This is a genomic window from Nonomuraea cavernae (assembly GCF_014646355.1).
Taxonomy (GTDB): domain Bacteria; phylum Actinomycetota; class Actinomycetes; order Streptosporangiales; family Streptosporangiaceae; genus Nonomuraea; species Nonomuraea cavernae.
This window is the reverse complement of record NZ_BMNH01000008.1, coordinates 137,045-161,958: the sequence shown is the minus strand read 5'-3', so window position 1 is coordinate 161,958 and position 24,914 is coordinate 137,045. Positions and strand designations below refer to the sequence as shown.

Below are 24,914 nucleotides of genomic sequence, written 5' to 3'. Positions count from 1 at the left end.
ATCTTCACGTTTGATCCAGAAATGGCGAGACTTCGGCCGCTCCCGGGCCGAGCCTCGCGGACGTACCATGTTTTCCGTGCTCGCCCTTTTTCGCTCGGTGTGGGACGAGCCGCGCCCACCCGATCCGCCACGGCGGGTGTGGCGGGACTGGGCACTCGTGGGGGTGCTCGCGGCGGTCGCGGTGCTCGAAGGCGTGCTGCGGGCCGACCTTCCGTGGCGGGTCGTCTCGGTGACCGTCACCGTCGGGCTGGTGCCGACACTGCTGTGGCGCCGCACCAGGCCGCTCCTGATGGTCATGATCGTCTTTGTCGCCACCAGCCTGGCTCCACTGTTGATGGACGGCGACGCCATGGACACGTACACGATGGCGTACGTCCTGGTCCTGTTCTACTCGTTGTGCCGGTGGGGATCGGGACGCGAGATCGTGACCGGCTTGACGATCATGCTCGTGGCGGTCTCCTTCTCGCTGTTCTTGGGTCGCCTCGCCCCCGGCGACATGGTCGCCGCGTTCGCCGTCACGTTCTCGGCCCTCGCCCTGGGCGGAACGCTCCGCTACCGAGCCCGGGCCAGAATGCGCGAGCTCGACCAGATCAAGCTGCTCGAACGCGAACAGCTGGCCCGCGACCTGCACGACACCGTCGCCCATCACGTCTCGGCGATGGCGATCCGGGCACAGGCCGGCATCGCCACGTCGGCGTCGCGGCCCGGCGCGGCGACCGAGGCACTCCACATGATCGAGGCCGAGGCGGCACGCGCCCTCGACGAGATGCGCGCCCTGGTCCGGGTCCTGCGCCTGGACCGGCCCGCGGAGCTGGCGCCCGGCCGTCGCATCACCGACCTCGAACAGCTCGCCGGCCGAGACCACTCCGGCCCGCCCGTCGACGTGGAGATCTCGGGCGACCTCGGTGACCTCCCCCCGTCGGTCGAGGCCGCGATCTACCGCATCGCCCAGGAGTCGGTCACCAACGCCCGACGGCACGCCCGCCAGGCCAGCCGCATCAAGGTTCGCGTCGCCGCCGACGACACCTCGGTGCGCCTGCGGGTGAGCGACGACGGCGGCCTCGTACGTCCGACCACGTCGAAGGGATACGGGCTCATCGGCATGAGCGAACGCGCTGACCTGCTGGGCGGCACCTGCGAAGCCGGCCCCGGCCCGAATCGAGGCTGGACCGTGACCGCCGTGCTCCCCCGAACCGGGTCGGTGACATGAGCATCCGGGTGCTCGTCGCCGACGACCAGGAGATCGTCCGCACCGGGCTCGCGATGATCCTCGACGCCCAGCCGGACATCGAGGTCGTCGGCCAGGCCGCCGACGGGCGTCGAGCCGTCGAGCTCGCCCGGCGCCTTCGCCCTGACGTGTGCCTGTTCGACATTCGCATGCCCGGTCTCGACGGCATCGAGGCCACCCGTTCCCTCGCCGGGCCGGACGTCGATGACCCCCTCGCCGTCGTCGTCATCACCACGTTCGACCTCGACGACTACGTCTACGCCGCGCTGAGAGCCGGTGCCCGGGGGTTCCTGCTCAAGAACGCGGGCGCCGAGCTGCTCTCCCAGGCCGTCCACGCCGCCGCCGACGGCGACGCGCTCATCGCCCCGAGCATCACCGCCCGGCTGCTCGGCGCCTTCGCCCGCACCGGGCGCGCCTCACCGCCGGCGCGCCCCGGCGAGGCGCTCACCGACCGGGAGGAGCAGATCCTGGCCACCGTGGCGCGCGGACGGACCAACAGCGAGATCGCCGACGAGTTTCACATCTCCCTCAGCACCGTCAAGTCGCACATCGCCAGCCTGATGGCCAAGCTCGGGGCCCGCAACCGCGTCGAGATCGCCATGTGGGCGTACGAGACCAATCGGGTGTAGCCGTGACCTGGCCGATCGTCCGCCAATTGGGCGTACTTTCGGCTGATGAACGCCCTGGTGTCCGGCTTCTACGCTGAACTTCCCCGCAGTAGCTGAGGAGTATGCGATGAAGGCGTTCGTCCTACGCTCGTACGGCTCACCCGACGTCCTCGAACTCACCGACGTCGACACGCCCGTGCCCACCGACGACGAGGTGCTGGTCCAGGTGCGCGCCACCTCCGTCCAGCCGTACGACTGGCACTTCATGAGGGGAGAACCGTACGTCGCGCGCCTGATGGGCGGCCTCGGGCTACGCAAGCCGAAGATCGACATCCTGGGTGCCGACGTGGCCGGAGTGGTCGAGGCGGTCGGCCGGAACGTGACGGAGTTCCGCCCCGGCGACGAGGTGTTCGCCATGCCCAAGCAGGGCGGTTTCAGCCAGTACGTCTGCGTACGGGAGGACGAGCTGGCGCCGAAGCCGAAGAACCTGACGTACGAGCAGGCGGCGGCCGTGCCCATGGCGGCCAACACCGCCCTGCTGGCCCTGCGCGACCAGGGACGAGTCCAGCCAGGACAGAAGGTCCTCGTCAACGGCGCCTCGGGTGGCGTGGGCACGTTCGCCGTGCAACTCGCCCGGGCCTTCGGCGCGCAGGTCACCGGCGTCTGCAGCACGCGGAACCTGGACCTGGCCCGATCGATCGGGGCGCACGAGGTCATCGACTACACCCGGGAGGACTTCACCCGGAACGGCCGGCGCTACGATCTCCTGCTGGACAACGCGGGCAACCACCCAGGGGCGGCCTGCCGGCGGGCGCTGACCCCCAAGGGGACCCACGTCATCGTCGGCGGACAGGCCGGCCGCTGGCTGCGGCCCGTCGGCCGCATGTTCTCGACGCTCGCGGCGTCGCCGTTCGTGTCCCAGCGGATAGTCCGGGCGGACGTCGTCCGGTGCACGGAGAACAAGCGCAACCTGCTGACGCTGACCGAGCTCATCGAGACCGGGAAGGTCACTCCGGTCATCGACCGGACCTACCCCTTCGAGGACGTTCCGGCGGCCGTCAGGTACCAGGAAGAAGGGCGCGCCCGGGGAAAGGTCGTCATCACGATCTGACGGCCGGCACCGCGCCCGCGTCCTGTGCAGCACGAACCGACGGTCCTCTTGGTTCAGGGCCTGACGAAAGTCAGGGGTGGTCCCTGTCGTTCGGGTCCTGTCCTGGGGTTTCGCGATATCTAGCGTTGCCGACGTCAACGAGACGATCGGAGCACGTTGTGTGGCAGAGCAAGAAGTGGCAGGGCAAGAACCGGTGGCGGGGTGTGGGGCGGGCGGCGACCGCGGTGGTCGCCGGTCTGGTGATTCTGGCGGTGCCGGGCCCGGCATCCGCGAAGGGAGAACCGGACGAGGCGACGATCCAGCGGGTGGTGTCCGACTTCGCCCGCAACGCGGGCTATCCGGGCATCGCCGTGGCGATCAGCAAGGGTGACCAGGTGCTGTACACGGGTGGATACGGCAAGGATTCGTCCGGTGCCGCGGTGACCGCGACGACGCCGATGCCGGCGGCGTCGGTCAGCAAGTCGTTCACCGCACTCGCTGTGATGCAGTTGGTCGAGGCGCGGAAGGTGACGCTGGACGCGCCGGTGCGCGACTACCTGCCCGACTTCCGGATCAGCGACTCTCGGGGCGAGCAGATCACGGTACGCGACCTGCTGAACCAGACCTCCGGCATCACCGACAGCACACTTCCGGAGAAGAGCCTGCCGCAGCCGGACTCGCTGGCGGGCGCCATGACGCGAGCCCACGACGCTACGCTGGCCGTCGATCCCGGCACGAAGTACTCCTACACCAACACGAACTATCATCTCGCCGCCCGGCTCGTGGAGGCCGTCGCGGGCGAGCCGTTCGCGGACTATCTGCGGCGTCACGTGTTCGAGCCGATCGGCATGCGCGCGACCGTCACGATCGACCAGACCCCCCGCGACCTGCCGCGTGACGTGCGCAAGGGATTCGTTTACGCCTACGGAGTGCCGATTCCCGTCACCGAGCCGAAACGGTTCGTCAACGGTTCCGACGGCGTGGTCACCACCGCCGCGGACCTGGCGAAGTGGCTGATCGTGCACAGCAACGCGGGCCGGGCCGCGAACGGCACGCAGCCGGTGTCGGCCTCGAGCATCGCGGCCATGCACACCTCCTCGGACCAGCGGTGGACGTACGGGATGGGCTGGAACGTCGACCAGAAGGGACGCGTGCGCCACAGCGGCGTCTGGTTCACCTACACCGCCGAACAGCTGCTGCTCCCCGGCGGCTACGGCATCGCGGTCATCGGCAACAGCGGCATCGGCCTGGTCAACGAGGGCATCGGATCACTGGCGGACGAGCTGGCCACCCTCGTGACCGGCGGCGAGCCGTCGCCCGGCGTCCCGGTGCGGCTGATCGTCGACCTGACGCTGGCCGGCCTCACCCTGCTGAGCGTGTTCCTCGGGGTCCGCAACCTGCGCCGGACGCGGGCGTGGGCAGAACGACTCACCGGCCGGCCCTCCTGGCGGCTCGTCCTGCGGCTGCTGCCCCGGCTCATCCCCCTCGCCCTCCTGACCGTCCTGCCGGACCTGCTCGGCGGGATCGTCGGCGGCGGGCGGGACCTCACCTTCGTGCAGCTCTGTTACTACTCGGTGGCGCTGGTCACCTGGGCCGCGGTCGCGGCACTGATGAACGTCAGCGTGCTGATCACCCGAGTTGTCGCTCTTGCCCACCTACGCCGGTCGGCCGACAGCCCGGTCACACGGGACGTATTCGCTCAAATCGCCCCAAGATAGGGTCAGTGCCGTGATGGATCACGCTCGCGGCTGGTCGGCGAGGTCACCCGCCCCGCCGTGGGCACTGACCGTGCTGGCGGCACTGCTGATCGTCATCGCGCTGTCCTACGCCGAGTTGCCGCCATGGGCGTGGGCGGGTGCCCTGCTGGCGCCGATCGCGGCCGTGGCACTGCTCGGGACCTACCCGGTGATCTCGCTGGGGGTGTGCGCGGCCACCAGCATCGCGACGGCGCTGGGCATGCGCGACGCCGTACCTGTGTGGAGCGCCGCGGTCGGTGGAGCGATCTTCGTGATCAGCCTCCTGGCCGGCCGGCGGATGCCCCGATCGGCTCCCGCACTGGTGGTGTTCGCGGTGGGGGCGACGCTGTACGTCCCGCTCGGCCTGATCACGGGTGACGTGTGGAGCGCCGGGTTGCTGCTCGTCCTGACGGTGGTCCTGCCGTGGGTGCTGGGCCGGTCCATCCGTCAGCAGACCGAGGCGGCCGCCATGGCCACCGAGCGTGCCCGCCTGCAGGAGCGGAACCGCATCGCCCGCGACATGCACGACACGCTCGGGCACGAGCTGAGCCTGCTGGCGCTGCGGGCCGGAGCGCTTGAGATGGCTCCCGAGCTCAGTGAGCGCCATCGGGCGGCGGTCGCGCGGCTGCGAGCCGACGCCGGGCTGGCGACCGAACGGCTGGCCGAGATCCTCACCTTGATGCGCGACGGCGAGCCCTCGCCCCTGCACCCGGTCTCGGAGGATCGCATCGACGACCTCGTCGACCGGGCCGTGCGGTCCGGCTTGGCGGCCTCCCTGGAGTGGCACGGCGTACGGCGCCTCCCGCCGATGATCGGCCGGGCCGCCCACCACGTCGTCCAGGAGGCGCTGACCAACGCCGCGAAGCATGCGGCGGGGGCTGCGGTGCGAGTGCGACTGGCGACCGAGGACGACACCACGGTGGTCACCATCACCAACGGTCTGCCACCGGACGCGCGGCGGGGCACCGGAGGACGCACCGGCCTGGTGGGACTACGCGAGCAGGTGCGGCTCGTCGGCGGAACCCTCCAAGCCGGGCCACGGGACCACGAGTTCGAGATCGTGGCCACGCTCCCGCACACGGGTGCGTCGTGATCCGGGTCCTGCTGGCCGACGATGACGTGATGATCCGGGCCGGGGTGCGTGCCATTCTCACCACCGACCCGGATATCGAGGTGATCGCCGAAGCCGGCGACGGGCGGGAAGCCATCGAACTCGCGCTCGCGTACCGGCCCGACGTCGCCCTGCTCGACATCCGCATGCCCCGCCTCGACGGCCTGGCCGCCGGCGCCGAGATCATCCGCGCGGCGCCGGCGATCGCCGTGGCCATCCTCACCACCTTCGGTGACGATGCCTACCTGGCTCGGGCACTCGACGACGGCATTCGCGGCTTCCTCCTCAAGTCCGGCGATCCGCGTGAACTGATCGCGGGCGTCCATGCGGTCGCCGGTGGCGGCGCCTACCTCGCCCCGAAGATGGCAGCGCGGGTGATCAGCGAACTCCGGTCCACCGGACTCAGCCGCGCCACGGCGGCCCGCGCCAAGGTGAAGGCACTGACCGACCGGGAACGCGATGTTCTGACCCTGCTCGGCGCCGGACTGTCCAACACCCAGATCGCCAACCGGCTGGGCCTGGTCGAGGGCACGATCAAGGGCCACGTCAGCGCGATTCTCACCCGCCTCGACCTCAGGAACCGGGTGCAGGCGGCCATCCTCGCCCATGAGGCCGGTCTCATCACGGAGTGACCCTCCGGGGGCTCGCGACTCCCGGCGACGCGTGAGATCGCGAGCGGTCACCGTGCCGTCGGGTCGAGAGGCCATCCCTGCCGACACCGCCGCCGCGAAGATCGCGACAGTTGTTCAACCGCTGTCCCCCATGCGAACATCGGCGCTCGGCTTGAGCAGGCCGGTCTCATAAGCCGCCGCGACCGCGGCCGCCCGATCGTTCACCTCGAGTTTGGCGAAGAGGTGCACCAGATGCGTCTTCACCGTCGCCTCGGTGATGAACAGTTTCGCGGCGACCTCCCGATTGGTCGCGCCACGGGCGACGAGCCCGAGCACCTCGAGTTCGCGGCGGCTCAGTGTCCGCTGTTCGGACGTGCGCTGTTCGGACGTGCGCTGTTCGGACGTGCGCGCCCGGTGCGCCAGCGCGCCGGCTACGGAGGGGGACAGCACCGTCTCACCGCGAGCCGCCGCCCGCACGGCGCGGCGCAGGTCGGCGCGCGGGGTGTCCTTGAGCAGATAGCCGGTGGCGCCCTGCTCGATCGCGGGCAGGACGTCGGCGTCGTTGTCGAACGTGGTCAGGACCAGCACATGGATGCCAGGCGTCTGTTCGCGGAGTCGGCGGATGACCTCCGCCCCGCTCATCTTCGGCATCCGCAGGTCCATGAGCACGACATCGGGATCGGTCCGCAGGGCCACCACGAGTGCCTCCGGCCCGTCAGCCGCCTCGCCGACGACCTCGAAGGCGTCGTCGTCGGCGAAGATCCCACGCAGCCCGTCCCGGACGACTGGGTGGTCATCCACGATGATCATACGAATCGGCATATCTCACCACACGTTTCAGGAGTGGTCGGACGATCCCGAATCCGAGTCGGCCGGGATGGCTGGAATGGTGGCGGAGATTCCCGTTCCCTGGCCGGGGGCGGTCTCGATCTCGAAGTCGCCGGCCAGCCGGATCACCCGCTGACGCATCGCGACGAGCCCGAAGCCGCCCGCGTTCGACGGGTTCGCCCCAAGAGCGAAGCCCGCCCCGTCATCACGGACGTCCAACGCCACGACATCCTCCATGTACGACAGGGTGAGGCCGACCCGGGTGGCCGAGGCGTGCTTGCCGACGTTGGTCAGCGCCTCCTGCGCCACCCGCAGCAAGGTGATCTCCACCTCCCCGTGCAGCGGCCGGGGGTCGCCCGTGACCGACACGGAGGCGGGTAAGCCGGAAGTCCGCGACCAGCTCGCGGCGATGCCGTGCAGGGCGGTGGCGAGCTGGGCCTCGTCCAGCGGCGCCGGACGCAGCGCCTGAACCGATCGTCGGGCTTCGTTCAGGCTCTCCCTGGCCAGGGTGCGCACCGTCCTCAGTCGCGAGCGGACGGCTGGGGTGTCATCGATCGCGTCGTCGGCGGCTTCGAGCTGGGTGAGGATGCCGGTCAGGCCCTGCGCGATGGTGTCGTGGATCTCCCTGGCCATGCGCTGCCGCTCCTCGAGCACGCCGGCCTCACGAGCGCTCGTCAGTAGCTGGGCCTGCAGGTTCGCGTTCTCCTCCGCGAGCGCGGCCAGCTTGGCGCCGGCCTCCCGCAACTGCGTGATCATCACCTTGCGGTTCTCGTTCTGATCGCGGATGGCCTGGCCGACCAGGCCGATCGCGGAGGCGACCAGCAGCGCGACGAGGAAGGAGAAGAGCATCTGGCTCGGGGTCCGCCCTTGCTCAGGGCGAGCGACGACCAGCACACCGGCCGTCGCGACCACCCCCGCGTACGCCCACCAACCGGAGATCAGGGTGAAGGACTGGATGAACATCGCCACGGCCGTCACCGTGAACAGCGTGTCGATTCTGATCAGCGTCCCGATGACGGCGAGCATCACGATGAAGTAAGCGATCAGCATCACCGGCCTCTCGATCCGGCCAGGACGCGAGGTGACCATGAACCAGTGCCAGACGCCGGCGGCCAACACCAGGGCCGGCACCTCCGGCCTCCAGTCCCGCACCAACGCGAAGACCGCCGGAAGCAGGATGAAGAGGTACGGCAGGACGGGCCGGACACGATCCCAGCGCGAGGCGGCAGGGTCATCGGTGGCTACCACCGAAACGCCCTGACGGCGACGCCGCCGGCGACGACGAAGATCGCGGCCATGAGGCCCAGGGTAACCGGGGACATCGCATCGCCGACCCAGCCGTCGCGGATCGCCCGGACCGCGGGGGCCATGGGGGTCAGGTCGCCGATGGCCCGCATCGACTCGGACATGGTCTCGCGGGGGATGATCGCGCCGGAGAGGAAGCCCATCGGAAAGAAGAGGCCGAGCCCGACCACCGTCGCGGCGCGACCACTGGGAACGAGCCCGCCGACGAGGAGGCCGATGGAGCTGAGGCTCAGCGCACCGAGTGTCCACGCCAGGAGAACTCCCCCCACGTTCGCCGGCGCCGTGAGCCCGTAGCCGATCAGCCCTACGACGATCAACAGCATCGTCCCGAGCGCGGCCAGCAGCATGTGAGCCACCCACTGGGCGCCGAACAGCAGGGTGGGTGAGGCAGGGGTGGCGCGCAGCCGCTTCAGCACCCGGCGTTCTCTGTACCCGGCGAGTGTGGCGGGGAGGATGACCAGCGCGGCGAGACCGATGACGAAGACGCTCAGCATCGGCACGGTGGCGTCGACGGCCGGCAACCCGCCCGGCAGCGGTTTGCCGGTGCGCAACTTGACCCACAGCATGATCAACGGGAAGGCCAGGGCGAAGAACGCCGACATCGGATCACGCATGATCAGCTTCAGCTCGACGGCGATGACGTTCGTGATGCCGTTCATGCCGTTCCCCTTCCGGTCAGCGCGAAGTACGCGTCCTCCAGCGAATCGGATCGTCCCTGCGTGATCAGCTCGCGCGGGCTGCCCTCGGCGATGACTCGGCCCCGGTCGATGATCGCGATGCGGTCGCACAGTGCCTCCGCCTCGTCCATGAAATGGGTGACCAGCACGACGGTGATCCCGCGCTCGCGCATCTCGCGGATCAGGCCCCAGGTCGTACGGCGAGCAGAGGGATCCAGGCCCGTGGTGAGCTCGTCGAGGAAGACGAGTTCCGGGTTGCCGACCAGGGCCAGCGCGATGAACAACCGCTGCTTCCAGCCGCCGGACAGGCTCGCGAAGCTGGCACGTCTCTTGTCCGTCAGCCCCCACTCGCCCATGAGTTCTCGCCAGTCGGCGGGCTTGGTGTAGAGGGAGGCATACATCCGTAACGCCTCATCGACCTTGATCGCGTCAGGCAGGGCCGCCTCCTGCAGTTGGACGCCGATGCGCTGCAGCAGCTCGCGCCGGTCGCTCTGCGGGTCCAGACCCAGCACGCGCAGGGTGCCGCCGTCTCGCCGTCGCAACCCCGACGCGCACTCCACGATCGTGGTCTTCCCTGCTCCGTTGGGTCCGGCGATCCCGAAGATCTCCCCTCGCTCCACCTTCAGGGAAACGCCGTCTACCGCGTTGCCGCCTTTGTAGCTTTTCCGGAGGCCGTCCATCTCGATGGCTGTCATGCTCAAAGAATCATCGGCAGGCGACTCCTTCGACATCCACCGAACGGTTGATGGGGCCCGGCCCGCCTGGAGTCACCGCTTGTGGCCTGGCGAGCCTGGGCGTACTGCTCAGGGTCGGTCTTGGTTCGAGCAGGTGCCCGCCAACCGGTGATGACCTCCCGCATTCGACGCCGACGGCATCGGAGAGCGCCTTGCCTAGCCTCCCGCCCTGTCGACCACCTGGGCGATCAGGAGCGCGACGAAGCCCAGGGTCGCCATCGCCGTACGGACCAGATGCAGCGTCCACCAGCGCAGGCGGACGTCCGCCCAACCGGCCGGCGGCCGATCGGCGTCCCAGGAGTCGGCCAACTGGTTGAGCGGATCCAACGCGGTCAGGGTGAGCGCGATCGTGGCCACCAGGAGCAGCGTGGCGGCGACCACGAGCCAGAAGCCGAGTCGGCCGCGCGGGTAGGACGCGACACAGGTCGCCAGGAGCAGGACGAGGCAGGTGAGCAGGAGCACCGGCATGGCGCGGCGGTAGTCGGTGTTGAGCGCCTGCCAGTAGCGCACGTACGCGGATCCGGGCAGGGAACGTAGCGATGGGGCCAGCACGGTGAACACGAGCCCGCCGGCGAACAGGCCGAGCAGTAACGTCGCACCCGTACGAGCGACCTCCAGCAGCACGACGCGCATACCCGCCTCCGGCGCACCCGACCTTTTGACCAGATAAACAAACTTTCATTAGAAACGATTAAAGTCAATATGGATCCCCGGCGCACGTCGCGGGCGGTGCGAACGGTCGGAGACTCGTACGGTCCGGCGCCGCAAGAATGCGGCACCGGCTCCGACCTCAGGGAGAACGGCGCCTTCAGGAGCGCCATCCGGCCGTCGAAGGAGACGACTAGTGAAGTTCATGTTGATCATGCATGCCAACCCGCAGATCTGGGACGCGCTGACCGACGAGGAGCGCAACGAGGTGATGAACGGCCACGGCCCGTTCATGGAGACCATCAAGAGGTCCGGGGAGATGATCAGCACCGTCGCGCTGGCCGACCCCTCGCAGAGCGCTGTGGTCAAGGTCCGGGGCGGCGTAGCGGCGGTGACGGACGGGCCCTACCTTGAGGCCAAGGAGTACCTCGGCGGCTACTACCTGGTGGAGTGCGACAGCCGGGAGCGCGCCCTGGAGCTGGCCGCGCTCATCCCGGACGCCGGCGTCGAGGGCCTGGGCATCGAGGTGCGACCGGTGATCTACGCGGGCACGGCGGACGGCTGAGCACACGGTGAAGTTCCTGCTCAATCTCTACCTGCCCGCGGCCGACCTGCCGGGAGAGGGGTTCGACCATGCGGAGTTCCTGGCCGCGGCCGGGCAGGCGGGAGAGCTGATCAGTGCCCACGCGTTCGCCGATCCGTCCATCAGCGCGGTCGCACGGGCTCGGGACGGCGTGGTGACGGTGACCGAGGGCCCGTACCTCCAGACCTCCGATCAGGTCGTCGGCCAGTACGTGGTGGACTGTGAGAGCCGGGCGCGCGCCGTGGAGCTGGCCACCCTGATAGCGGGCGGTCTCGGCGGCGTGGAGATACGACCGCTGATGGACTCGGCCGGTATGGAGATGTGAGCACGACCGAACGTCTCGAGGATCTGCTGCGCGAACTGGTGCCGCAGGTCCTCGGCGTGCTCCTGCGCCGGTACGGCGGGTTCGAGGAGTGCGAGGACGCCGTGCAGGAGGCGTTGCTCGCGGCGGCGACGCAGTGGCCCGCCGAGGGCGTCCCGCGAAGCCCGCAGTCCTGGCTGGTGACCGTCGCCTCCCGCCGCCTGGTCGACCAGGTCCGCAGCGAGCAGGCCCGCCGCCGCCGGGAGGTCACCGCGGCGGCGCGCGAGACACCGCACGCCGGCCTCGCGCCGGCGCCCGGCGACGAGCGGCCGGGCGACCAGGACGACGCCCTCGCGCTGCTGTTCCTGTGCTGCCACCCGGCGCTGACGCCCGCCTCTCAGGTGGCGCTCACCCTGCGCGCCGTCGGCGGCCTCAGCGCCGCCGAGGTGGCGCGGGCCTTCCTGGTGCCGGAGGCCACCATGGCGCCGCGGATCAGCCGCGCCAAGCAACGGATCAGAGCCGTCGGCGCGTCGTTCGCCATGCCGTCGGCCCAGGAGTGGGCCGACCGGCTGGACGCCGTCCTGCACGTGCTCTACCTGATCTTCAACGAGGGCTACACCGCCAGCTCCGGACCCGACCTGCACCGGGGCGAGCTCACCGCGGAGGCGATCCGGCTCACCCGGATGGCGCACCGGTCCTTGCCGGATGACGGCGAGGTGGCCGGGCTGCTGTCGCTGATGCTGCTCACCGACGCCCGCCGCGCGGCGCGCACCGGCCCGGACGACGACCTCGTGCCACTGGCCGAGCAGGACCGCGGCCGATGGGACACCGCCATGATCGAGGAGGGCACCGCGCTGGTCACCGGGGCCATGTCCGCCTCACCTCTCGGCCCTTACCAGCTCCAGGCGGCCATCGCCGCGCTGCACGTCCAGGCGCCGCGAGCCGGGGACACCGACTGGGAACAGATCCGCATCCTGTACGGAATCCTCACTCGGATCGCGCCCAACCCGATGGTCACGCTCAATCACGCCGTCGCGGTCGCGATGACCCGAGGGCCCCACGCCGGGCTCGAACTGCTGGAAAGCCTGGACGGCGACCCCCGGATCGCCCATCACCACCGCCTCCACGCCGTACGCGCCCACCTGCAGGAGCTGGCCGGCGAGTACGCCGCCGCGCGAGAGAACTACCGGCTGGCGGCCCGCCGCACCACGAGCCTCCCCGAACAGCGCTACCTGCGGGACAGGGCAGGCAAACTGCACCGAAGGATGTGAGGGTCGCGGGGAGTCCTTGAGGTTCGACGTAACGATGACTTGATCACCCAGGAGCCGGACCGTAGGGGTCGAGCCGGACCGGCGCGCTACCAACGCTGGCGCGACCTGCTGCTGTCCCGCCTCCAGGCTCAGCCGGGACGCCTGCCGACCGGTTTCTCCGTCCACGGGATCGCCGCCGGCCTGCACGTCCTGATCAGCTTGCCGGCAGGAGGGCCCACCGAGCAGCAGGTGCTCCACACCGCAACAGCCGACGAAGTGGGCGTGGGGCACTTGGGCGATCGCTGGCATGCCCCCGGAGACCACCCGCAGGGCATCATCGTGGGCTACGGAACACCGAGCGAGCACACTTACCCGGCCGCGGTCGACGCCCTCACCCACGTCCTGCGGATCACGCATCGCGCATAGACCTGACGAAGACAGCCCTGCTCAGTCACCAGCGGGAGCAACGCCCGCCGGACAGGAAACCACGGTGCCGCCGATTCCGCAGTATCCGTTCGGGTTCTTCCACAGATATTGCTGGTGCTAGCACTCGGCTTCACGCAGCAAAACCGCTTACTCAGTGTCCTTTGGGTGTCGAGGTGAGGCGTAGATCACCCAGACAGTACGACTGTCGTCATCAATGACGTAGCGCACACGGCCGCCGCTGCTCCAGCTCCTTGCCGTTGTGACGATGAGTCGCAAGGTCACCACGTAGACGATGTTGCCGATCATGACCCGCGCTGATGCGAGGATCAATCCGCAGGCACTCGAAGCATCGCCGTGTATTGGCCAAGGCGTGGCGGCACAGCTCTTCCCAACCCCGCACAGCCTCGCTGGTACCGAATCGAACATCCCATTGGTCATCAGGAGGCGGCACCGTCACCCGGTCTCCACGCTTCGGGCTCACGCGGAGACCTGAACCGGCCCGAAGTCACCGCTCGTGGCCTTACGAGCCTCGGCGTATTGCGCAGGATCTGCCTTGATTCTGGCAGTGGCCCGCCAGCCCGCTATGACGTCTTGGGTAGTGGCATCGACATCCAGCTCGGCCGCATCGGAGAGCGCCTCAACCAGTTCCAAGGTGAAGGCGCGAAGCTCATCCGGGGAAAGGTGACGCACCCAGGGAAAGACGTCCGGCATGGCCAGAACCAACGCACGCGCAGTGGGGGCATGCTTGATCAGGGCAAGGAATAGCCGGGACGCAGTGGCCAGCGTCCGATCGCGCTCCTCCTCACGGTCTGCCGCAGTCAGGTAGAAATCGGCAGCGTCACGATGGGTTACACGCACACGCCCTAGGCGTACCGCACGCTCTGCGACGGCACGGGGGTTCCTAGACAAATCAGAGAACGTGACCGCGTCCGCATGACTCGTACTCACCTTCTCACCGTATATCAGAAGACAATCTGATGTCACAGGAACACCACTGTTTGTTGCCGCGGCATGCGGCTGCGCCCAACCGATCCGGCTGCACGGCGAGAGGTACACGCTGGACAGCCGGACGGGCGAAGTCCTCGACGTCTACCGGACCGTCGACGAGCCGACTGGCTTCCTACTCACAGCCTGCGGCAACCGGCGCGCCTCCAGGTGCCCAGCCTGCTCGGCGGTCTACAAGGACGACACGTACCACCTGATCATCACTGGCCTACGCGGCGGCAAGGGCGTTCCGGAGGAGGTCAGCCAGCATCCCCGCGCGTTCGTCACCTTCACCGCCCCATCCTTCGGTGCCGTCCACGCCCACCGCGAGCACTCCGGCCGGACGCTCCCATGCCGTCCACGCCGGACGCGTCCCGTCTGCGAGCACGGCCGGCCGAAGGGCTGCGGTTCGCGTCACGAGCGCGATGACGTCCAAGCCGGGCAGCCCCTGTTCCAAGAAACGGCTCTTAGGCCCGCAGTACCCACTCGGCGCCTTGAAAAGGTGGTGGCGCGTCACTTCGCGCTACAGGACCAGCTTGGGAGGACTTCAGCCGGCTCGAAGGGCAGCGACCGCTTCGACGAGGCCTGCCGCCTCCAAAGCGTCGAGCACCGCGACTACGAGGCGCTGCCCAGCCGCTCCGAAGCCATGATCCACATCGCCATGATCGACCTCATGAGCCGCCGCCTCGCCGGCGACAACACCTCCACCTGGCGCGGCACCTGAACCCGGGACCAGACAGGCCTAAACGCCCACTCAGTGTCCACCAAACTCGGGGCGATTCACCTCGATCCGAGCCGGCAAAAGTTTCAGGCGCTGCCGAGGGGGCTCGCCCGAACCTGGCGCGGGCGCCTTTTTGCGCATCTGGACTGCCTGTACGTGGTGGAGTCTCATCGGGGTGCAGGCCTGGGTGGTTCCCTCATGGAACGCATCGTAGATCTGGCCCGCACACTTGACGCCGACGAACTGCAGTGGCAGACCCCGCACTGGAACAGTCAGGCAATCGGCTTCTATGACCGACTCGGTGGCACATCAACGGTTAAGCATCGTTATCGCCTTTGGGTGTAGCTCTTTCTCAGTGAGCACCTGAGCTGGGCTTTTGTGTCAGGCGGTGCTGACGGTGGGCTCGTTGCTGGAGGAGCTGGCACGGCGTGAGGCTGTGCCCCGGCAGCGGATCGAGGAGGTCCGCGAGCAGATCGCCGCCTTGGAGTCACAGCTGGAGGACGAGCACGATCGGTTGTCACGGCTGGTGATCACGCGGGAGACGGTGGAGGAGATCCTGGGCGAGGCGGCCGAGTTGATCCAGGAGCCCGTGACGGCTGGGAGCGCAGGCGGGGACGTCGACGCGGTCGGCGGGGTTCCGGTAGGGCCGCCGGTGCTTGGTGTGGTGACGGTGCCGCCGTTACGGCCGGGCATGAGGGCGGCGATGTTGCCGCGCGCGTACCGGGATGCGGTGGAGATCATGGTGGATGCCGGCCGGGCTATGCGGGCCGGGCAGATCCCGATTCCTTCCCTGCCTGAAGGCGGGGGTCTCCTCAAAGGCGTCTGATGAACACGGCGGCCTCCACGATCCGTGTGCGTGCGGCGGCAGTTTCTGCGTTCGAACGGCAGGGACTCACGTCGCAGGAATACCGCACGATCGTTCGCTATCGACTAGCGAACGGTCGTTCGCTAAAATGCCGGCATGGACCTCCGCGCCCTCGACGCCGCTGCCCTGAACCACCTCAGCTCGCTGATCACGACAATTTCCGCGTCTCAACTCTCCGCCACCACCCCCTGTGCAGGCTGGAACGTGGCAGACCTCATCGATCACATGAACCGTGAGCACGAGGCCGTCTCTTCAACCATCCTCGGCGCCCCTCTGATCTTGGACGCAGATCCCCGCAGCGCCTTCGCGCAGGCCATCGCCCGTTGGAAGGCGGCGTTCGGGCAGCCAGGCATGCTGGACCAAGAGGTGTATGTTCCGAAGTACCAGAAGCGATATCTCGGCCAGGAGATCCTGTGGGTCCACCTCGCCGACATGCTCGTCCACCATTGGGACATCAGTAAGGCCATCGCCGTCGCTCCTGACCTGCCCGCTGCCTTGGTGGCCGTCGCCTTGCCAGTGGCGCAGGCCCTACCGGTGGATGGACCGCTACGGGGAGCAGGCAGCACCTATGCCCCTCCCGTTGACGTACCACCGAATGCCTCGCCCGGGGATCTCCTGGTAGCCGCCCTGGGCCGCTCTCCGGCATGGCGTGCGGCCGAAGATCTCCCACCCAATCGGCACAGTCATGTGTAGACCGCACCAGAACCAGTCGGTGCTGGGTGTGTCGATGGTGTATTGTCCCTGAACCTCGCCGCGGCAACCGTGACGAACGGCGCCAACGGAGGCCCAGGTGGTGCGGACCTGGACCGGCGGCTGCTCGCCGGTGCGGCGCCGGGCCGCCTCTGCGCGCTCGGGGATCTGGTCACGCACCCAGTCGGTGTGCGTCCGGCCCGCCAGCGCCTCCTGCGCCGCCTGCTCGGCCCGGCTCACCGTCGGCTCGGTCGCGAACTGGCCCCACCGCCGCTGGCTCGCCATGCCGCGCCGCTGGGCCTTGGCCCGCTCCCTGGCGCTGCTCATCGGCGTCCACAGATGGATGCGGTAGAGCTCGCGGGTGATGTACCGCTTAGCGGGCGTTTAGGCCTGTCTGGTCCCGGGTTCAGGTGCCGCGCCAGGTAGAGGGCTCGACCGCGACTTCGAGGCCTGGCCCTCCCCGCCAACAGGGTCAGATTCCACTCGAAGGACTGATCTAGTCGCCTGCCGACACGATGCCCACGGGGCAGGAGACCCCGGTGCCGCCTATGCCGCAGTACCCATTGGGCACTTTGTACAAATACTGCTGGTGATAATCCTCGGCGAAGTGGAACGGGCCGGCGGGGGCGATCTCCGTGGAGATGTCGCCGTAGCCGGCCTCCTTGAGGACCGACTGGTACGCCGCCCGCGACGTCGTGGCCGCCTTCTCCTGCTCCGGCGAGTGGAAGTAGATGGCCGACCGGTACTGGGTGCCGACGTCGTTGCCCTGGCGCATGCCCTGCGTGGGGTCGTGCGACTCCCAGAAGACCTTGAGGAGCTCCTCGTACGAGATCTTCGACGGGTCGAAGACGACCCGCACCACCTCGGCGTGGCCGGTCTGGCCGCTGCAGACCTCTTCGTACGTCGGGTTGGGCGTGTAGCCCCCCTGGTAGCCCACGGCCGTGGTCACGACCCCGGGCGTCTGCCAGAACTTCCGCTCGGCTCCCCAGAAGCAGCCCAGCCCGAAGTCGGCGATCTCGACTCCCGAGGGGTACGGCGGAGCGAGCGGAGCGTCGAGGACCGCGTGCCGCGCCGGGACCGGCATGGCCGTCTCTCGCCCAGGCAGGGCGTCCTCGGGCCGGACCATCGATGTCTTGTTGCCGCCGAACAGCCACCCCATGGTGCCACCTCCATAGCCTCTGTTCACCATACATAGGCCGCAACATTTTAGAGAGGCTACATAATCCCGTATAGCGATACACGTTTGTGTTTAAGCATGGTAATGCCCGACTATGGGCTACATGCCTGACCTCCGGCGAGGCGTTCTGTTCGGGATCGCCGCCTACACCATGTGGGGACTTTTCCCCTTGTACTGGCCGCTGCTCAAGCCCTCCGGGGCCGTCGAGATCCTGGCCCACCGGATCACCTGGTCCCTGATAACGGTCATCGCGGTGCTGGCCGTGCTAAGGCACTGGTCGTGGTTCAGGACGATGATCCGGCAACCGAAGAAGCTCGGGTTGCTGGCGCTGGCGGCGGCGATCGTCACCGCCAACTGGGGCGTCTACATCTACGCGGTCAACAGCGGTCACGTGGTGGAAACCGCGCTCGGATACTTCATCAACCCCCTGGTCAGCGTGCTGTTCGGGGTGGTCCTGCTGCGGGAGCGGCTGCGGCCGTTGCAGTGGACGGCGGTGGGGTTCGGCGCGCTGGCCGTGGTGGTGCTCACGGTCGACTACGGGCGGTTGCCGTGGATCGCGCTCACGCTGGCCGTCAGCTTCGGCGTGTACGGGCTGGTCAAGAAGCACGCGAACGTGGGGGCGGCCGAGAGTCTCACCGTCGAGACGCTGGTGCTGCTGGCGCCCGCCCTCGGCTACCTGATCTATCTGGAGAGCGCGGGGCAGGCGACGTTCGGGCACCTGGGGGCGGGACACGCGCTGCTCCTCGTGGGCGCGGGCGTGATCACCGCGGTCCCGCTGCTGTGCTTCACCGCGTCCGCGATCAGGGTGCCGCTCAGCACGCTCGGGTTGCTTCAGTACATCGCGCCGGTGCTGCAGTTCCTGTGCGGGGTGCTGGTCGTGAAGGAGACGATGCCGGCCAGCCGCTGGGTCGGCTTCTCGATCGTCTGGCTGGCCCTGGCGATCTTCACGTACGACAGCATCCGTACGGCTCGCGCCACCGCGCGGACCCGGCGGTCAGCCCGAACGCTCGACCACGTAGTCACATAGCGTCAAAAATGCGGTCTTGGCGGGGATGTCGGGAAGGCCGGAGATGTCATGCCGGGCCCGATCCACCCAGGCGGTCAGCTCGGCCCTGGCCTTCTCCATCGCCGGATGCGCGCGCAGCAGCGTCAGCGCCTCCTCGACGTCCTCCTCGCCCACCGGCCCCGACAGCAGCCGCCCCAGCCGAGACTCCGGGTCCGAGCCGAGCACGTACAGGACGGGGAGTGTGCGGATGCCCTCGCGCAGGTCGGTGCCGGGCGTCTTGCCCGACTGCCGGGAGGAGGACGCCACGTCGAGCAGGTCGTCACCGAGCTGCCAGGCCACGCCGATCGCCTCGCACGCCCGGCTGAGCCGCTCCTCCACGTCGGCCGGAGCCCCGGACAGCAGCGCGCCGAACCGCCCCGAGGCGGCGATCAGCGAGCCGGTCTTGTCGGCCAGCACGCTGATGTAGTGGGCCACCGGGTCCTCGTCGTCGCGCGGCCCCACGGTCTCGCGGATCTGCCCCTGCACGAGGCGGGAGAACGTCTGGGCCTGGATGCGGATCAGCTCCGGCCCGAGGTCGGCCAGCAGGTCGGAGGCCTGGGCGAACAGGTAGTCGCCGGTGAGGATGGCCACGGTGTTGTCCCACCGGGCGTTGGCCGACGGCGAGCCCCGGCGCACCGGAGCCTCGTCCATGACGTCGTCGTGGTAGAGCGACCCGAGATGGGTCAGCTCGATGACCACGGCGCCGGTCACGACCCCCGGCGCCGAGGCGTCGCCGAACTGCGCGGCCAGCAGCACCATCAGCGTGCGGAACCGCTTGCCACCGGCCTCGATGAGATGCTTGGACGCCTCCGTGACGAAGACGTCCTCGGTCTCCACCGACGACCGCAGCAGCTTCTCGACCGCGGCCAGCCCCTGGGCCACGTCCTGCGCCAACCGCGCATCCTCAATGGGAAGGTCAACAACGGGAGGCGCAGACATACGTAGTCCCCTTATCTAATGAACAGGCCGGATGCCGCCTGGTTTGCGAGGTCGAGCACGGGCTGCGGGAAGAGCCCCACTCCTACCGTAACCAGCATCGCGACCGAGATGACGGCCACGGTCCCCGTACTCGGCACCGCGATCGACGGACCGTCCGCCGCCGCGTCGCTGAAGAACATCAGCACGATGACCCGGACGTAGAAGAACGCGGCGACCGCCGAGGCGACCACACCCAGCACGACCAGGCCGACCATCCAGCCGCCCAGCGAGTCGCCCACCTCGGCGCCGCTGCCGAGCGCCGCCGTGAACACGGCGTACTTTCCGAAGAAACCGCTCGTCAACGGGATGCCGGCGAAGGCCAGCAGGAAGAAGGCGAAGGTGCCGGCCAGCAGCGGCGACCGCTTGCCCAGCCCGGCCCAGCGCGACAGGTGCCACGCCTCGCCGCCGGGATCACGGACGATCGTCACCACGGCGAACGCGCCCACGGTGGTGAAGCCGTAGACCACCAGGTAGAACAGGATCGCCGAGAGCGAGCCCGCGTTGCCGGCCGGGCTGTCGAACGTGGCCATGACGCCGATGAGCAGGAAGCCCGCGTGCGCGATCGACGAGTAGGCGAGCATCCGCTTGATGTCGGTCTGCGTGATCGCCAGGATCGAGCCGACCAGCATGGTCAGGGCCGCGACGCCCCACATGACCGGGCGCCAGTCCCAGTCGAGGTTGCCCAGACCCACCCAGAACACCCGCAGCAGCGCGCCTACGGCGGCGACCAGCGTGCCGGAGGCCATGAGCGCGGTGATGGGAGTCGGGGCGCCCTGGTAGACGTCCGGCTTCCACGCCTGGAAGGGCGCGGCACCGATCTTGAACAGCAGGCCCACGCCGAGCAGCGCCATCCCGATCAGCAGCAGCGGATCGAGCAGCACCCCGCTGGACAGCGCCTGGTTGATGCCGGGCAGCGACACCGTGCCGGCGTAGCCGTAGATCATGGCCATGCCGTACAGGAAGAACGCCGAGGAGAACGCGCCGAGCAGGAAGTACTTCATCGACGCCTCCTGCGAGAGCAGGCGGCGACGGCGGGCCAGGCCGCACAGGAGGTACAGCGGCAGCGACATGACCTCAAGGCCGACGAACATCGTCAGCAGGTCGTGGGCGGCGGGGAAGAGCATCATGCCGCCGACCGCGAACAGCACCAGCGGGTAGACCTCGGTGTGCCCGCCGCCGGCGGTCTCGGCCTCCTCCTCGTCGGCGCTGCCCGGCACGGCCGCGGCCGAGGCGACGAAGTGACCCTCGTCGTTGATCAGCAGCACGCACACGAACGACAGGACGAGGATGACGCCCCAGATGAACAGCGACGGCCCGTCGACGGCGACCGCGCCCATGGCGGCCGGCGTGGTGGGCAGGCTGCCCCGCAACGCCTGTACGAGCACCAGCGCGAACCCGCCGGCGAGGGAGAGCAGCGTGAGCGGCACGTGGATCGACTTGCGCAGGTAGCGGGGCGCGAACGCCTCCACGAGCACACCGATCACGGCCGCGCCGAAGACCAGCAGCAGCGGCGCCAGCAGGCCGTACTCGATCGTCGGCGCCTCGATGGCTCCGTTCACTGGCCGGCTCCCTTCTCAGCGATAGCCGGGTTGTCCACTTGTACGTTGACCAGCGTCTGGGTCACCGTGGGGTTGATCACGTCGAGCAGGGGCTTGGGGTAGAACCCGAAACCGATGATCAGCGCGACCAGCGGCGCCAGCACGAGGATCTCACGCACGTTGAGGTCCTTGAACGCCTTGACCGGCTCGGCGGTCGGCCCGTTCAGGGTGCGCTGCACCATCCACAGGATGTAGACGGCGGCCAGGATCACGGCCAGCGCCGAGATGCCGGCGGCCACACTCAGCGCGCCCGAACCGAAGGCCGTGCTGGAGTAGGCGCCGATCATCACCATGAACTCGCTGACGAAGGACGAGAGCCCCGGCAGCGACAGTCCGGCCAGGCCGGCGACCAGGAAGAATCCCGCCAGCAGCGGGGCGACCTTCTGGACGCCTCCGTAGTCGGCGATGTGCGGCGAGCCGCGCCTGGAGATGAGGAACCCGGCGGCCAGGAAGAGCGCGCCGGTGGCGAAGCCGTGGTTGACCATGTAGAGGGCGGCGCCCGCCTGGGCGACCTGCGACATGGCGAACACGCCCAGCACGATGAACCCGAAGTGGGAGATCGACGTGTAGGCGATCAAGCGCTTCATGTCGCTCTGCCCGATGGCCACGATCGCGCCGTAGATGATGCTGATGACCGCCAGCACCACGATCGGCATCGTGAACGCCTTGGCCGCGTCGGGGAACAACTCCAGGCAGAAGCGGAGCATCCCGAACGTGCCCACCTTGTCGAGCACGCCCACGAGCAGCACGGCTGCGCCGGCCGGGGCCTGCGCGGCCGCGTCGGGCAGCCAGGTGTGCACCGGCCAGAGCGGCGCCTTGATGGCGAAGGCGATGAAGAATCCGGCGAACAGCCACTTCTGCGTGGCCGGGTCCTGGATGACCCCGACGAGCTCGGGGAACATGAACGTGCCCTTGCCCGCGACCACGTACAGCCCGATCACCGCGACCAGCATGAGCAGGCCGCCGAACAGGGAGTAGAGCAGGAACTTCACGGCCGCGTAGGACCGCTGGGCGCCGCCGTACGACCCGATCATGAAGTACATCGGGATCAGCATGGCTTCGAAGAACACGTAGAAGAGGAAGACGTCGGTCGCCGCGAAGACGCCGATCATCATCGCTTCCAGGACGAGCAGCAGCGAGAAGTACGTCTTGACCGACCGCTTCGGCGTGATCAGCGTGCCGTCGGCGGTCCGGACCCCGTCGGCGTCGTGCCACGAGGCGAGCACCACGATCGGCACCAGCACCGCCGACAGCGCGATCAGGACGAGCGCGATGCCGTCGACGCCGACTCCGAAGTGCACCCCGAAGCTCGGGATCCAGTCGTAGACCGCCTCGAACTTGAACCGGTCACCGCTCGCCGACGGGAACTGGAACGCCATGACGAGCGTCAGCACCAGGACGACCAGCGACACCGCCAGCGTGACCTGCTTGGCCAGCTTGTCGCTCCCCTTGGGAAGCAGCGCCACCACGATGGCGCCCAGCACGGGCACCACCATGAGGATCGGGAGCCAGAGTGACGACATCAGATGTTCCCAACGAGGAGCAGGGCGCCTGTCAGCAGGGCGGCGCCGATCAGGATGGACAACGCGTACGTTCTGGCGAAGCCCGTCTGGAGCCGCCGCAGCCGGCCCGAGGTCCCGCCGATGCCCGCCGCCAGCCCGTTGACCACCCCGTCGATGCCGCGGTTGTCGAAGAACACCGCGATCCGGGTCAGCCACTGGCCGGGGCGCATGAACAGCGATTCGTTGAGCGCGTCGCCGTACAGGTCACGCCGGGCGAACGTGGTGACGAACGAGCCGCGCGGCGCCACGACGGGCACCTCGGCCCGGCCGTACCTGAACCAGGCGAAGCCCGCGCCGACGGCCACCAGCGCGAGCGTGGCGAGGCCGGGAACGCTGGCGAAGTGGAACACCGGCAGGTCCGTGGGCCGTCCGACCGCGGGGGCCAGGAACTTCATGAGCGTGTTGCTCAGGATCAGGTAGCCGCCCAGGAAGATCGAGCCGATCGACAGGATGATCAGCGGCACCGTCATGACGGCCGGCGACTCGTGCGGGTGCGCGTCGGCGTCCCAGCGCTTCTCACCGAAGAACGTCATGAAGATCATGCGCGACATGTAGAAGCCGGTGATGCCGGCGCCCGCCACGGCCAGCCAGCCGAGGACCGGCTGGTGGTGAACGGCGGTCTCGATGATGCCGTCCTTGGTGAAGTAGCCGGACAGCAGCGGGAAGCCGATGATCGCCAGGTAGCCGACGATGAAGGTGACGAAGGTGATCGGCATGTACTTGCGGAGACCGCCGTACTTGCGCATGTTCACCTCGTCGTTCATGCCGTGCATGACCGAGCCGGCGCCGAGGAACATGTCGGCCTTGAAGAAGCCGTGCGTGATCAGGTGACCGATCGCGAAGGCGTAGCCCGCCGGGCCGAGACCCGCGCCGAGCATCATGTAGCCGATCTGCGACATCGTCGAGCCGGCCAGGCCCTTCTTGATGTCGTCCTTGGCGCAACCGATGATCGCACCGGCGAGCAGCGTGGCCGCGCCGACGATGGCGACGGCGAGCGCCGCAGTCGAGCCCTCGGGGAAGAAGAACGCGCCCGAGCGGACCACCAGGTAGACGCCGGCGGTGACCATGGTCGCGGCGTGGATGAGGGCGGAGACCGGGGTCGGGCCCTCCATCGCGTCGAGCAGCCAGGACTGCAGCGGCAGCTGGGCCGACTTGCCGCACGCGCCGAGGAGCAGCAGCAGGCCGATGGCCAGCGTGGTGCCGTCCTGGACGCCGTTGACCTTGGCGCCCAGGTCGCCGAAGGCGAGGGTGCCGAACGAGGTCCAGATGATGAACATGCCGACCAGCAGCCCGAAGTCGCCGACCCGGTTGACGATGAACGCCTTCTTGGCGGCGACCGCGGCCGACGGCTTGAACTGCCAGAACCCGATCAGCAGGTAGGAGGCCAGGCCGACGCCCTCCCAGCCGATGAACAGCCCGACATAGTTGTCGGACAGCACCAGCAGGAGCATCGCGGCGACGAACAGGTTGAGGTACGCGAAGAACCTGCGCCGGTCGGGGTCATGCGCCATGTAGCCGATCGAGTAGATGTGGATCAGCGATCCGACACCGGTGATCAGCAGCGCGAAGCTGATCGACAGCGGGTCGATGAGCAACCCCATGTCGACCATGCCGGGAATGAACTCATACAGATGTACGGCTTGCCGACGCTGGTCGTCCGGCAGGCCGATCAGCGCGAAGAACCCCAGCACCGCCACGACGAACGAGGCGAGGGACATGGCCACGCCCAGCAGATGGCCCCACCGGTTGGTCTTCCGCCCGAGGACGAGCAGGATCGCCGCGCCCAGCAGGGGAAGCACGATCATGAGCCAGGAGAGCCCGATCACGCCACCAGCGGTGTGCTGGACGATCTCAACAGGAGATTCCACCAGTCACCTCTTAGTACTTCAGCAGGTTGGCGTCGTCCACGGACGCCGACCTGCGGGTTCGGAAGATCGTCACGATGATGGCCAGGCCTACCACGACCTCGGCCGCTGCCACCACCATCACGAAGAACGCGATGATCTGGCCCTCAAGATTGCCGACCTGCCGGGCGAACGTGACGAACGCGAGGTTGCAGGCGTTGAGCATGAGCTCGACGCACATGAACACCACGATCGCGTTGCGCCGGATCAGCACGCCCATCGCGCCGATGGCGAACAGCAGGCCCGACAGGATG

General features: G+C 68.6%; 28 protein-coding genes and 2 pseudogenes. 17 read left to right on the top strand and 13 right to left on the bottom strand.

Annotated features, from left to right (window positions below; genetic code table 11):
- Window positions 1-76: 76 nt before the first annotated feature.
- The 6 genes from IEY82_RS16240 to IEY82_RS16215 all read left to right on the top strand — a co-directional run bounded on the left by IEY82_RS16240 (window position 77) and on the right by IEY82_RS16215 (window position 6,405).
- Window positions 77-1,210, top strand: a complete 1,134-nt coding sequence (locus IEY82_RS16240; RefSeq protein ID WP_229697598.1) for a sensor histidine kinase — start codon at window positions 77-79, stop codon at window positions 1,208-1,210.
- Window positions 1,207-1,857: a response regulator gene (locus tag IEY82_RS16235; protein WP_189124952.1), complete on the top strand. Its 651-nt coding sequence runs from the start codon at window positions 1,207-1,209 to the stop codon at window positions 1,855-1,857. The genes IEY82_RS16240 and IEY82_RS16235 overlap by 4 nt, the downstream gene beginning before the upstream one ends.
- 106 nt (window positions 1,858-1,963) lie before the next feature.
- On the top strand, window positions 1,964-2,947 hold the full coding sequence (locus tag IEY82_RS16230) for an NAD(P)-dependent alcohol dehydrogenase (RefSeq protein ID WP_189124951.1): 984 nt from the start codon (window positions 1,964-1,966) through the stop codon (window positions 2,945-2,947).
- A gap of 158 nt (window positions 2,948-3,105) precedes the next feature.
- Window positions 3,106-4,644: a serine hydrolase domain-containing protein gene (locus IEY82_RS16225; protein ID WP_225262828.1), complete on the top strand. Its 1,539-nt coding sequence runs from the start codon at window positions 3,106-3,108 to the stop codon at window positions 4,642-4,644.
- Window positions 4,645-4,657: 13 nt separating this feature from the next.
- Window positions 4,658-5,755 (top strand): sensor histidine kinase, encoded by a 1,098-nt coding sequence (locus IEY82_RS16220; RefSeq protein WP_225262892.1) that lies wholly within the window; start codon window positions 4,658-4,660, stop codon window positions 5,753-5,755.
- The gene (locus IEY82_RS16215) at window positions 5,752-6,405 is read left to right on the top strand and encodes a response regulator (RefSeq protein WP_189124949.1); all 654 of its coding nucleotides are present in this window, start codon (window positions 5,752-5,754) and stop codon (window positions 6,403-6,405) included. The genes IEY82_RS16220 and IEY82_RS16215 overlap by 4 nt, the downstream gene beginning before the upstream one ends.
- Window positions 6,406-6,519: 114 nt before the next feature.
- On the opposite strand, the gene IEY82_RS16210 is transcribed toward IEY82_RS16215, so the two are convergent.
- The 5 genes from IEY82_RS16210 to IEY82_RS16190 all read right to left on the bottom strand — a co-directional run bounded on the left by IEY82_RS16210 (window position 6,520) and on the right by IEY82_RS16190 (window position 10,561).
- Window positions 6,520-7,194 (bottom strand): response regulator, encoded by a 675-nt coding sequence (locus IEY82_RS16210; protein WP_229697597.1) that lies wholly within the window; start codon window positions 7,192-7,194, stop codon window positions 6,520-6,522.
- Window positions 7,195-7,221: 27 nt separating this feature from the next.
- The gene (locus IEY82_RS16205) at window positions 7,222-8,460 is read right to left on the bottom strand and encodes a sensor histidine kinase (RefSeq protein ID WP_189124947.1); all 1,239 of its coding nucleotides are present in this window, start codon (window positions 8,458-8,460) and stop codon (window positions 7,222-7,224) included.
- A complete protein-coding gene (locus tag IEY82_RS16200; protein ID WP_189124946.1) occupies window positions 8,454-9,176 on the bottom strand; it encodes an ABC transporter permease in 723 nt (240 codons plus the stop codon). The genes IEY82_RS16205 and IEY82_RS16200 overlap by 7 nt, the downstream gene beginning before the upstream one ends.
- Window positions 9,173-9,889 carry an ABC transporter ATP-binding protein gene (locus IEY82_RS16195; protein ID WP_189124945.1) on the bottom strand — a complete coding sequence of 239 codons (717 nt, stop codon included), beginning with the start codon at window positions 9,887-9,889 and terminating at the stop codon, window positions 9,173-9,175. Before IEY82_RS16195 ends, IEY82_RS16200 begins: the two co-directional genes overlap by 4 nt.
- Before the next feature lie 195 nt (window positions 9,890-10,084).
- A complete protein-coding gene (locus tag IEY82_RS16190) occupies window positions 10,085-10,561 on the bottom strand; it encodes an anthrone oxygenase family protein (RefSeq protein WP_189124944.1) in 477 nt (158 codons plus the stop codon).
- A gap of 220 nt (window positions 10,562-10,781) precedes the next feature.
- Between IEY82_RS16190 and IEY82_RS16185 the strand changes: the two genes are divergently transcribed.
- Genes IEY82_RS16185 through IEY82_RS16170 form a run of 4 tightly spaced genes read left to right on the top strand, consistent with a single transcriptional unit; the run spans window position 10,782 to window position 13,136 of the window.
- Window positions 10,782-11,141 (top strand): YciI family protein, encoded by a 360-nt coding sequence (locus IEY82_RS16185; protein ID WP_225262894.1) that lies wholly within the window; start codon window positions 10,782-10,784, stop codon window positions 11,139-11,141.
- A 7-nt stretch (window positions 11,142-11,148) separates the two neighbouring features.
- A complete protein-coding gene (locus IEY82_RS16180) occupies window positions 11,149-11,484 on the top strand; it encodes a YciI family protein (protein ID WP_189124942.1) in 336 nt (111 codons plus the stop codon).
- Window positions 11,481-12,731 carry an RNA polymerase sigma factor gene (locus IEY82_RS16175; protein ID WP_189124941.1) on the top strand — a complete coding sequence of 417 codons (1,251 nt, stop codon included), beginning with the start codon at window positions 11,481-11,483 and terminating at the stop codon, window positions 12,729-12,731. Before IEY82_RS16180 ends, IEY82_RS16175 begins: the two co-directional genes overlap by 4 nt.
- A gap of 39 nt (window positions 12,732-12,770) precedes the next feature.
- Window positions 12,771-13,136, top strand: coding sequence for an aminotransferase-like domain-containing protein (locus IEY82_RS16170; protein ID WP_189124940.1), 366 nt, complete (start codon window positions 12,771-12,773; stop codon window positions 13,134-13,136).
- A gap of 21 nt (window positions 13,137-13,157) precedes the next feature.
- Here the strand turns inward: IEY82_RS16170 and IEY82_RS16165 are convergent.
- Window positions 13,158-13,253: pseudogene (locus IEY82_RS16165) on the bottom strand (peptide-methionine (S)-S-oxide reductase MsrA); the annotation flags it as partial.
- A gap of 360 nt (window positions 13,254-13,613) precedes the next feature.
- Window positions 13,614-13,994 carry a hypothetical protein gene (locus IEY82_RS16160; protein ID WP_225262830.1) on the bottom strand — a complete coding sequence of 127 codons (381 nt, stop codon included), beginning with the start codon at window positions 13,992-13,994 and terminating at the stop codon, window positions 13,614-13,616.
- A gap of 103 nt (window positions 13,995-14,097) precedes the next feature.
- Here IEY82_RS16160 and IEY82_RS40160 point away from each other — a divergent pair.
- The 6 genes and pseudogenes from IEY82_RS40160 to IEY82_RS16135 all read left to right on the top strand — a co-directional run.
- Window positions 14,098-14,565 (top strand): annotated as a pseudogene (locus IEY82_RS40160) (replication initiator); the annotation flags it as partial.
- A 60-nt stretch (window positions 14,566-14,625) separates the two neighbouring features.
- Complete coding sequence (locus IEY82_RS16155; RefSeq protein WP_189124938.1) at window positions 14,626-14,844, top strand: hypothetical protein; 219 nt, start codon at window positions 14,626-14,628, stop codon at window positions 14,842-14,844.
- Between the two features lie 33 nt (window positions 14,845-14,877).
- On the top strand, window positions 14,878-15,186 hold the full coding sequence (locus IEY82_RS16150; protein WP_189124937.1) for a GNAT family N-acetyltransferase: 309 nt from the start codon (window positions 14,878-14,880) through the stop codon (window positions 15,184-15,186).
- Window positions 15,187-15,247: 61 nt separating this feature from the next.
- On the top strand, window positions 15,248-15,667 hold the full coding sequence (locus tag IEY82_RS16145) for a hypothetical protein (RefSeq protein WP_189124936.1): 420 nt from the start codon (window positions 15,248-15,250) through the stop codon (window positions 15,665-15,667).
- A 135-nt stretch (window positions 15,668-15,802) separates the two neighbouring features.
- The gene (locus IEY82_RS16140) at window positions 15,803-16,399 is read left to right on the top strand and encodes a TIGR03086 family metal-binding protein (protein ID WP_189124935.1); all 597 of its coding nucleotides are present in this window, start codon (window positions 15,803-15,805) and stop codon (window positions 16,397-16,399) included.
- Between the two features lie 97 nt (window positions 16,400-16,496).
- Window positions 16,497-16,748 (top strand): hypothetical protein, encoded by a 252-nt coding sequence (locus IEY82_RS16135; RefSeq protein WP_189124934.1) that lies wholly within the window; start codon window positions 16,497-16,499, stop codon window positions 16,746-16,748.
- Window positions 16,749-16,892: 144 nt separating this feature from the next.
- On the opposite strand, the gene msrA is transcribed toward IEY82_RS16135, so the two are convergent.
- The gene (msrA, locus tag IEY82_RS16130; protein ID WP_189124933.1) at window positions 16,893-17,555 is read right to left on the bottom strand and encodes a peptide-methionine (S)-S-oxide reductase MsrA; all 663 of its coding nucleotides are present in this window, start codon (window positions 17,553-17,555) and stop codon (window positions 16,893-16,895) included.
- A 121-nt stretch (window positions 17,556-17,676) separates the two neighbouring features.
- On the opposite strand from msrA, the gene rarD reads away from it, so the two are divergent.
- The gene (gene rarD / locus IEY82_RS16125) at window positions 17,677-18,600 is read left to right on the top strand and encodes an EamA family transporter RarD (RefSeq protein ID WP_189124932.1); all 924 of its coding nucleotides are present in this window, start codon (window positions 17,677-17,679) and stop codon (window positions 18,598-18,600) included.
- Here rarD and IEY82_RS16120 read toward each other — a convergent pair.
- The 5 genes from IEY82_RS16120 to nuoK all read right to left on the bottom strand — a co-directional run bounded on the left by IEY82_RS16120 (window position 18,568) and on the right by nuoK (window position 24,880).
- Window positions 18,568-19,557: a polyprenyl synthetase family protein gene (locus IEY82_RS16120; protein WP_189124931.1), complete on the bottom strand. Its 990-nt coding sequence runs from the start codon at window positions 19,555-19,557 to the stop codon at window positions 18,568-18,570. The two genes, rarD and IEY82_RS16120, sit on opposite strands and share 33 nt — an antisense overlap.
- 11 nt (window positions 19,558-19,568) lie before the next feature.
- Window positions 19,569-21,155, bottom strand: coding sequence for an NADH-quinone oxidoreductase subunit NuoN (gene nuoN, locus IEY82_RS16115; protein WP_189124930.1), 1,587 nt, complete (start codon window positions 21,153-21,155; stop codon window positions 19,569-19,571).
- Window positions 21,152-22,717 (bottom strand): NADH-quinone oxidoreductase subunit M, encoded by a 1,566-nt coding sequence (locus IEY82_RS16110; RefSeq protein ID WP_189124929.1) that lies wholly within the window; start codon window positions 22,715-22,717, stop codon window positions 21,152-21,154. Before IEY82_RS16110 ends, nuoN begins: the two co-directional genes overlap by 4 nt.
- Window positions 22,717-24,561, bottom strand: a complete 1,845-nt coding sequence (gene nuoL / locus IEY82_RS16105) for an NADH-quinone oxidoreductase subunit L (protein ID WP_189125058.1) — start codon at window positions 24,559-24,561, stop codon at window positions 22,717-22,719. The genes IEY82_RS16110 and nuoL overlap by 1 nt, the downstream gene beginning before the upstream one ends.
- Before the next feature lie 73 nt (window positions 24,562-24,634).
- Window positions 24,635-24,880 carry an NADH-quinone oxidoreductase subunit NuoK gene (gene nuoK / locus IEY82_RS16100; RefSeq protein WP_049559522.1) on the bottom strand — a complete coding sequence of 82 codons (246 nt, stop codon included), beginning with the start codon at window positions 24,878-24,880 and terminating at the stop codon, window positions 24,635-24,637.
- Window positions 24,881-24,914 lie beyond the last annotated feature (34 nt).

Bases quoted from the DNA above. Each gene is read 5' to 3' on its own strand.
- IEY82_RS16230 (WP_189124951.1), top strand. From the start codon at position 1,964: ATGAAGGCGTTCGTCCTACGCTCGTACGGCTCACCCGACGTCCTCGAA.
- IEY82_RS16110 (WP_189124929.1), bottom strand. From the start codon at position 22,717: ATGTCGTCACTCTGGCTCCCGATCCTCATGGTGGTGCCCGTGCTGGGC.
- IEY82_RS16200 (WP_189124946.1), bottom strand. From the start codon at position 9,176: ATGAACGGCATCACGAACGTCATCGCCGTCGAGCTGAAGCTGATCATG.
- IEY82_RS16210 (WP_229697597.1), bottom strand. From the start codon at position 7,194: ATGATCATCGTGGATGACCACCCAGTCGTCCGGGACGGGCTGCGTGGG.
- msrA (WP_189124933.1), bottom strand. From the start codon at position 17,555: ATGGGGTGGCTGTTCGGCGGCAACAAGACATCGATGGTCCGGCCCGAG.
- rarD (WP_189124932.1), top strand. From the start codon at position 17,677: ATGCCTGACCTCCGGCGAGGCGTTCTGTTCGGGATCGCCGCCTACACC.
- IEY82_RS16185 (WP_225262894.1), top strand. From the start codon at position 10,782: ATGTTGATCATGCATGCCAACCCGCAGATCTGGGACGCGCTGACCGAC.
- IEY82_RS16140 (WP_189124935.1), top strand. From the start codon at position 15,803: ATGGACCTCCGCGCCCTCGACGCCGCTGCCCTGAACCACCTCAGCTCG.
- IEY82_RS16190 (WP_189124944.1), bottom strand. From the start codon at position 10,561: ATGCGCGTCGTGCTGCTGGAGGTCGCTCGTACGGGTGCGACGTTACTG.
- nuoK (WP_049559522.1), bottom strand. From the start codon at position 24,880: ATGGGCGTGCTGATCCGGCGCAACGCGATCGTGGTGTTCATGTGCGTC.
- IEY82_RS16120 (WP_189124931.1), bottom strand. From the start codon at position 19,557: ATGTCTGCGCCTCCCGTTGTTGACCTTCCCATTGAGGATGCGCGGTTG.
- IEY82_RS16195 (WP_189124945.1), bottom strand. From the start codon at position 9,889: ATGACAGCCATCGAGATGGACGGCCTCCGGAAAAGCTACAAAGGCGGC.
- IEY82_RS16235 (WP_189124952.1), top strand. From the start codon at position 1,207: ATGAGCATCCGGGTGCTCGTCGCCGACGACCAGGAGATCGTCCGCACC.
- IEY82_RS16220 (WP_225262892.1), top strand. From the start codon at position 4,658: ATGGATCACGCTCGCGGCTGGTCGGCGAGGTCACCCGCCCCGCCGTGG.
- nuoL (WP_189125058.1), bottom strand. From the start codon at position 24,561: ATGATCGTGCTTCCCCTGCTGGGCGCGGCGATCCTGCTCGTCCTCGGG.